Below are 5,621 nucleotides of genomic sequence, written 5' to 3'. Positions count from 1 at the left end.
GCGGGCGCTGGACATCCCCGCGCTGCTGGCGGCGTTCGTGGCGCTGGCTGCCACGGCCCTGCGCGCCCGCGCCGAGGAACCCGCCGCCTGACCAGCACCCCACCGGTCCCGCCCATCGGCCCGACGTGCGGTCCCCGGCGCGTGGTCAGGCGAACTCCTGCCAGCCCAGCCTGACCACCATGGCCGCCACCACGCCCAGCAGGACGACCCGTACGAAGGCGGCGCCCCGCCTGAGCGCCATGCGCGCGCCGAGCTGGGCCCCGGCCACGTTGCACACCGCCATGCCCAGCCCCAGAGCCCACTGCACGTGCCCCTGAGCCCCGAACACCAGCAGCGCCCCCAGGTTCGTCCCGATATTGATGATCTTCGCGGAGGCGGAGGCCGAGACGAAGTCCAGCCCGAGGATGGCGGTGAAGGCGACGATGAGGAACGTTCCCGTGCCGGGCCCGAGGATGCCGTCGTAGAAAGCGATGCCCGCCCCCGCCGTCGCCACCGCCGCGATCACCCGGCCCCGGGTGCGCAGGTGCGGCTCCGGCGCGGCGCCCATGGCCGGCCGCAGCGTCACGAACGCCGCCACGGCCAGCAGCACGACCATGACGGCGGGCCGCAGCACCTCGGCCGAGATCGACGCCGCCGCCCACGCTCCGAGCCCCGCGCTGAGCACCGCCAGCGTGGCGCCGGGCAGGGCCACCTGCCGGTCGACCTTGGCGGAGCGCGCGTAGGCCACGGCCGCCGAGGCGGTGCCGAAGACGGAGGAGAACTTGTTGGTGGCCATCGCCTCGACCGTCGGCATGCCGGTCACCATGATCGCGGGCAGTTGCAGCAGCCCGCCGCCACCCACGACGGCGTCGACCCACCCCGCTCCCGCGGCCGCGCACAGCAGCATCAGGACCTGCTCCAGCGGCACGCCACTCCCCCGATGTCCCCCAAGAAACTTCAAGAGTGTACAAGTCGCGTGTCAGCCGCCGGCCAGGGCCCCGCACGAGGGTCAGCGGGCGCCGGCCGGTGTGCGTTTCCTCGAGGCGTAGATGTCGTCCACCAGCCCGTAAGAGCGGGCCTGCTCGGCCGTGAAGATGCGGTCGCGCTCGATGTCCTTCCTGATCTCCAGCACGCCCCTGCCGGTGTGCCGCGAAAGGATGTCCTCCTGCTGGTCGCGCATGCGCAGGATCTCCCTGGCGTGGATCTCCAGGTCGCTGGACTGCCCGCGACCGCCCTCGGTGGCCGGCTGGTGCAGCAGGACGCGCGCGTGGGGTAGCGCCGCCCGCTTGCCCGGCGAACCGGCCGCCAGCAGGACCGCCGCAGCCGAGGACGCCTCGCCGATGCAGACCGTGTGGATCTCCGGCCGGACGTACTGCATCGTGTCGTAGATGGCCGCCATCGCCGTGAACGAGCCGCCGGGCGAGTTGATGTAGATGTTGATGTCCTGGTCGGGGTCGAGCGACTCCAGCGTGAGCAGCTGCGCCATCACGTCGTTGGCCACGGTGTCGTCGATCGGCGCGCCCATGAAGATGACCCGGTCCTCGAACAGCTTGGTGTAGGGGGTCATCTCCTTCATGCCGTAGGAGGTGCGTTCGGTGAAGGAGGGCAACACGTAACGGCCGCTCATGTCAGTTCATCCCTTCTGCGATGTGGTCGACGAAGCCGTAGTCGAGCGCCTCCTGGGCCGTGAACCAGTGGTCGCGGTCGGAGTCGGCCTGGATGCGCTCCAGGGGCTGGCCGGTGTGATGGGCGATGATCTCGGCCAGCCTGCGCTTGGTGTAGAGCATGTTCTCGGCCTGGATCGCGATGTCGCTGGCGGAGCCTCCGATGCCGCCGAGCGGCTGGTGCATGACGACGCGGGCGTTGGGCAGGGCGTAGCGCTTGCCCTTGGCCCCCGCCGACAGCAGCACCTGGCCCATCGACGCGGCGAACCCCATCGCCACCGTGGCCACGTCGCACGGCACGAACTGCATCATGTCGTAGAGCGCCAGCCCCGCGTGCACGGAACCGCCCGGTGAATTGATGTAAAGGGTGATGTCGCGCGCGGGGTCCTCAGCCGCGAGCAAAAGCAGCTCACCGCAGAGCCGGTTGCAGATCTCGTCGTCGACCTCTTGGCCGAGAACGACGATGCGCTCTTTCAGCAGGCGCTGGCTGAGCTGGTCAGGCCACTGTGGGCGCTGGGTCTCCGTCATGGTCGCCACCTTTCTGTGCGGGCATTCACGCGAAAAACGCTAGACCGCGAAGGCACCCAAGAAGAATTCTTTTCGCTGGCGGCGCATTTCTCTAAGGGCGCATTATTCTGTGAGCGAATAAACGTCGACATATAATCGCCGGTGTGAGAAAGAACCTGGCGCGCCGATGGGCGTGCCTCATCCTGGGCGGCGCGCTGCTGATGCCGTACATGATGGTCGGCGTCCTGGCGGCGGCCATCTGGCAGGGAGAGGACGCCAACGTCCTGCTGCCCGTCCAGGTGGGCGTGTTCGTGGCGATGCTGCCCGTGGTGGCGGCGACCGGGCTGTTCCTGCCGGTGCGGGCGCTGGAGGTGAACGCGGCGCAGGGCCTGCTCGGGGCGCACGTGGAGACCCCGCCACGGCAGGCGGGCCGCTCCTGGCAGGAGCGCCGCCGCACCGCCGCCTGGTTCACGCTGCACCTGGCGATCGGCGGCGTGGTCAGCGGCTGCACGCTGGCGATCGTGCCGTTCACGGTGTTCACGCTGCTACTGCCCATCGTCGGGGCCCCGACGCCGGTGCTGGGCGCCGTCGTCACGCCCGGGTGGAACGCGGTGATGTGGGCGCTCGGCGGGCTCGCGACCTTGGCCGCGCTGATCGTCATGGCCGCGGGTGCCGGCGCGCTGCTGGCCAGGCTGGCCCCCGTCCTGCTCGGCCCCACCCCGGATGAGCGCCTGGCCGCCGCCGAGGAGCAGGCCCGTACGCTGGCCGAGCGCAACCGGCTGGCCCGCGAGCTGCACGACTCGGTCGGCCACGCGCTGAGTGTCGTGACACTGCAGGCCGCGGCCGCCGGCCGGGTGCTCGACCACGACCCCGGCACGGCCAAGAACGCGCTGTCCGCCATCGAGCAGTCCGCCCGCGCCGCGCTCGACGACCTCGACCACGTCCTGGGAGTCCTGCGTGACAGCGGCCGCGACGACCCCAGCGACGGCGGCAGCGACGGCGGCAGCGACGGCGGCGACGGAACCGGCGCGGGCGTCCCCGGCAGGCGCCCGCAGGCCACGCTCGCCGATCTCGGCGACCTCGTCGCCGCCTCGGGCGCCCAGGTACGGCAGGAGGTCGGTGATCTGTCGGGCGTGCCCGCCGTCGTGTCCCGGGAGGGTTACCGCATCCTGCAGGAGGCCCTCACCAACGCCATCAAGCACGGGAAGGGCCCGGTGCGGCTGTCGGCCGGTGTGCGGGACGGCGAGCTGCGGCTCGAGGTCACCAACGCCGCGGGAGACGGCGCCGCCGGCCCGTCGGGAGGCAGGGGCGTGGCGGGCATGCGCGAGCGCGTACGCCTGCTCAACGGCGACCTCGACGCCGGCCCCACGCAGGCAGGGTGGACGGTCTCCGCCCGGCTGCCGCTACGGTCGAGTCCATGACTCTGACTGTCGTCATCGCCGACGACGAGGACCTCATCAGGGCCGGCCTGCGCATCATCATCGACGCCGAGCCCGGCCTGAGCGTGGTCGGCGAGGCCGCCGACGGCGCCGCGGTCCTGCCCGTCGTCCGCCGTGAGCGCCCCGACCTCGTGCTGATGGACGTGCGCATGCCCGCGCTCGACGGCATCCAGGCCACCGAGCGGCTCATGGCGCTGGACGACCCGCCCAAGGTGCTGGTGGTGACGACCTTCGAGAACGACGACTACGTCTACGACGCGCTGCGCGCCGGGGCCAGCGGCTTCCTGCTCAAACGCGCCAGGCCCGAGGAACTGGTGCGGGCCGTCAAGCTGGTCGCGTCCGGCGAGTCGCTGCTGTTCCCCGCCGCGATCCGCGCCCTGGCCGTACGCCGCCACGAGAGCGTCTCGCCCTCCAGGGTGCCGGGCATCGACCGGCTGACCGGGCGCGAGGGCGACGTGCTGCGCCTGATGACCCGAGGGCTGTCCAACCACGAGATCGCCGCCGAGCTGGTCGTCAGCCAGGAGACCGTCAAGACGCACGTCGGCAACGTGCTGGCCAAGCTCCGGGCGCGTGACCGTACGCAGGCGGTGATCGCCGCCTACGAGTCCGGCTTCGTGTCCCCCAGATGACGGCCGCTCGACGGCCCGCCGACCGGCCCGCCGACCGGCCCGCCGACCGGCCCGCCGACCGACCGGGCGCTATCCGCGCAGGCCGGCGCGCCGCATGAGCTCGGCTCCGGGCAGCACGCTCGCCTCGGCCGCCGTCATGCCGGTGGCCGACAGGATCTGCTCGACGAGCCGCAGCCCTACCGCGTATCCCGCCATGTCCGGAATGCCGCGCGGCTCCTGCCCGAAGCTGCGCGTCGCGCTGTCCCCGAGCACGAACGCCGGCGTGTTCTGCATCCCCTCCAGGTCGAAGTTCGCCATGATCTTCTCGTACGCGACGTCGTACCTCTCGCCGGTCACCATCGACGACCACGGGCCGATCGCCTCCGGCCCCGACAACTCGCGCACGAACGCCTCGGCCAACCCTTCGGCCAGCACGTGCTCGCCGACGGTCACGGTGGCCGGGTTCCACTCGACGTTGGCGTAGCGCACGCCGTGGTGGAACTCGTGCACCGCCAGATGCCCGATCTTGCCGATCACCTCGTCGGACGGCCAGGCCAGCAGGTAGATCATGCCCGGCGCGCCGCCCATGCCGTAGTAGCCGCCGGCCGTCGTCATCAGGTGGTCGTTGCCGGGGTCGCCCATGAAGAACCACACGTCCAGCGTCTCGCCCTGATTGGCCTCCGACAGCCGCTCCGAGGCGCGGGTCAGCTCGCGGCGTACCTGGCCCAGCACGTCGGCCTCGATCATGCGCTCGACCGCGGGCAGGTAGCGCGGGTCGTCGGCGTCGACCCGGAAGCCGCCGCCCTGGTGATGGATGTCGACGATGTCACCCGGCATCGGGATCACGTCGCGCAGCGGCCCGACCAGCTCACGCAGCGCGTCCGCACGCCGGTCGAGCGGCCCGCGCAACATGTCGGCCATCGGCGTCAACGTGTCATGAATGATGAACTCCATGGCGCAGGACCATAGGGTCTCACGTTACGTGAGGGTCAACCGCGTTACCGCCCCCGGCGCGTCAGAGCTCGGGCTCCTCGCCGCTCTCGTCGCCCGGCGACTCCCCCGGGGTGCCCGGACCGGTCCGGCTCGGCTCGGGCGACTGCGACGGCGAGGGCTGCGGCTCCGGGGTCTCCGGCGTCGGCGGCGGCGTCGGCACGAACACCGTCGGCGGCAACTGCCTGGGCTGCGGCTCGCTCTCCTGCCGGCCGAGCACCAGCAGCAGCAGGATGGCCGTCACCAGCAACAGCAACAGCACCAGAGCCAGCGCGGCCATCAGCACCCGCTTGCGCGTCTCGGTCAGTGGCCTGCGCCGCCGGGTCAGCCGGGGCAGCGCGGGCGCGCGGTCGGTCAGCCAGTAGGGCACGAAGTCGGGCCCGTGGGCCTCCCCGATGAGCGTCCCGCCCACCATCACCGGCTCCAGGAACCGC

At 71.7% G+C, this 5,621-nt stretch carries 6 protein-coding genes and 1 pseudogene; 2 read left to right on the top strand and 5 right to left on the bottom strand.

Going from position 1 to position 5,621, the window contains the following annotated elements:
- Positions 1–145: 145 nt before the first annotated feature.
- The 3 genes from GUY59_RS45845 to GUY59_RS45835 form a co-directional block, all read right to left on the bottom strand.
- Entirely contained in the window at positions 146–907 is a 762-nt protein-coding gene (locus tag GUY59_RS45845) for a TSUP family transporter (protein ID WP_138202510.1), read from the bottom strand.
- Between the two features lie 81 nt (positions 908–988).
- Entirely contained in the window at positions 989–1,606 is a 618-nt protein-coding gene (locus tag GUY59_RS45840; RefSeq protein WP_138202509.1) for an ATP-dependent Clp protease proteolytic subunit, read from the bottom strand.
- 1 nt (position 1,607) lies between these two features.
- Entirely contained in the window at positions 1,608–2,171 is a 564-nt protein-coding gene (locus tag GUY59_RS45835; RefSeq protein ID WP_138202508.1) for a ClpP family protease, read from the bottom strand.
- Positions 2,172–2,314: 143 nt separating this feature from the next.
- Here GUY59_RS45835 and GUY59_RS45830 point away from each other — a divergent pair, with 143 nt between their 5' ends.
- Both GUY59_RS45830 and GUY59_RS45825 read left to right on the top strand, forming a co-directional pair.
- A complete protein-coding gene (locus GUY59_RS45830; RefSeq protein ID WP_252375036.1) occupies positions 2,315–3,571 on the top strand; it encodes a sensor histidine kinase in 1,257 nt (418 codons plus the stop codon).
- Positions 3,568–4,218, top strand: coding sequence for a response regulator transcription factor (locus tag GUY59_RS45825; protein ID WP_138202507.1), 651 nt, complete (start codon positions 3,568–3,570; stop codon positions 4,216–4,218). The genes GUY59_RS45830 and GUY59_RS45825 overlap by 4 nt, the downstream gene beginning before the upstream one ends.
- A gap of 69 nt (positions 4,219–4,287) precedes the next feature.
- On the opposite strand, the gene GUY59_RS45820 is transcribed toward GUY59_RS45825, so the two are convergent.
- Both GUY59_RS45820 and GUY59_RS45815 read right to left on the bottom strand, forming a co-directional pair.
- Positions 4,288–5,151 carry a DUF2268 domain-containing protein gene (locus tag GUY59_RS45820; RefSeq protein WP_138202506.1) on the bottom strand — a complete coding sequence of 288 codons (864 nt, stop codon included), beginning with the start codon at positions 5,149–5,151 and terminating at the stop codon, positions 4,288–4,290.
- Positions 5,152–5,212: 61 nt separating this feature from the next.
- A pseudogene (locus GUY59_RS45815) lies at positions 5,213–5,621 on the bottom strand (hypothetical protein); the annotation flags it as partial.

It is taken from the genome of Nonomuraea sp. K271 (assembly GCF_009908215.1).
In the GTDB taxonomy this organism is placed as follows: Bacteria; Actinomycetota; Actinomycetes; order Streptosporangiales; family Streptosporangiaceae; genus Nonomuraea; species Nonomuraea longispora.
Note: the sequence above shows the minus strand (reverse complement) of the source record. Positions and strands in the feature narration are given on the sequence as shown.

Bases quoted from the DNA above. Each gene is read 5' to 3' on its own strand.
- GUY59_RS45840 (WP_138202509.1), bottom strand. From the start codon at position 1,606: ATGAGCGGCCGTTACGTGTTGCCCTCCTTCACCGAACGCACCTCCTAC.
- GUY59_RS45835 (WP_138202508.1), bottom strand. From the start codon at position 2,171: ATGACGGAGACCCAGCGCCCACAGTGGCCTGACCAGCTCAGCCAGCGC.
- GUY59_RS45825 (WP_138202507.1), top strand. From the start codon at position 3,568: ATGACTCTGACTGTCGTCATCGCCGACGACGAGGACCTCATCAGGGCC.
- GUY59_RS45820 (WP_138202506.1), bottom strand. From the start codon at position 5,151: ATGGAGTTCATCATTCATGACACGTTGACGCCGATGGCCGACATGTTG.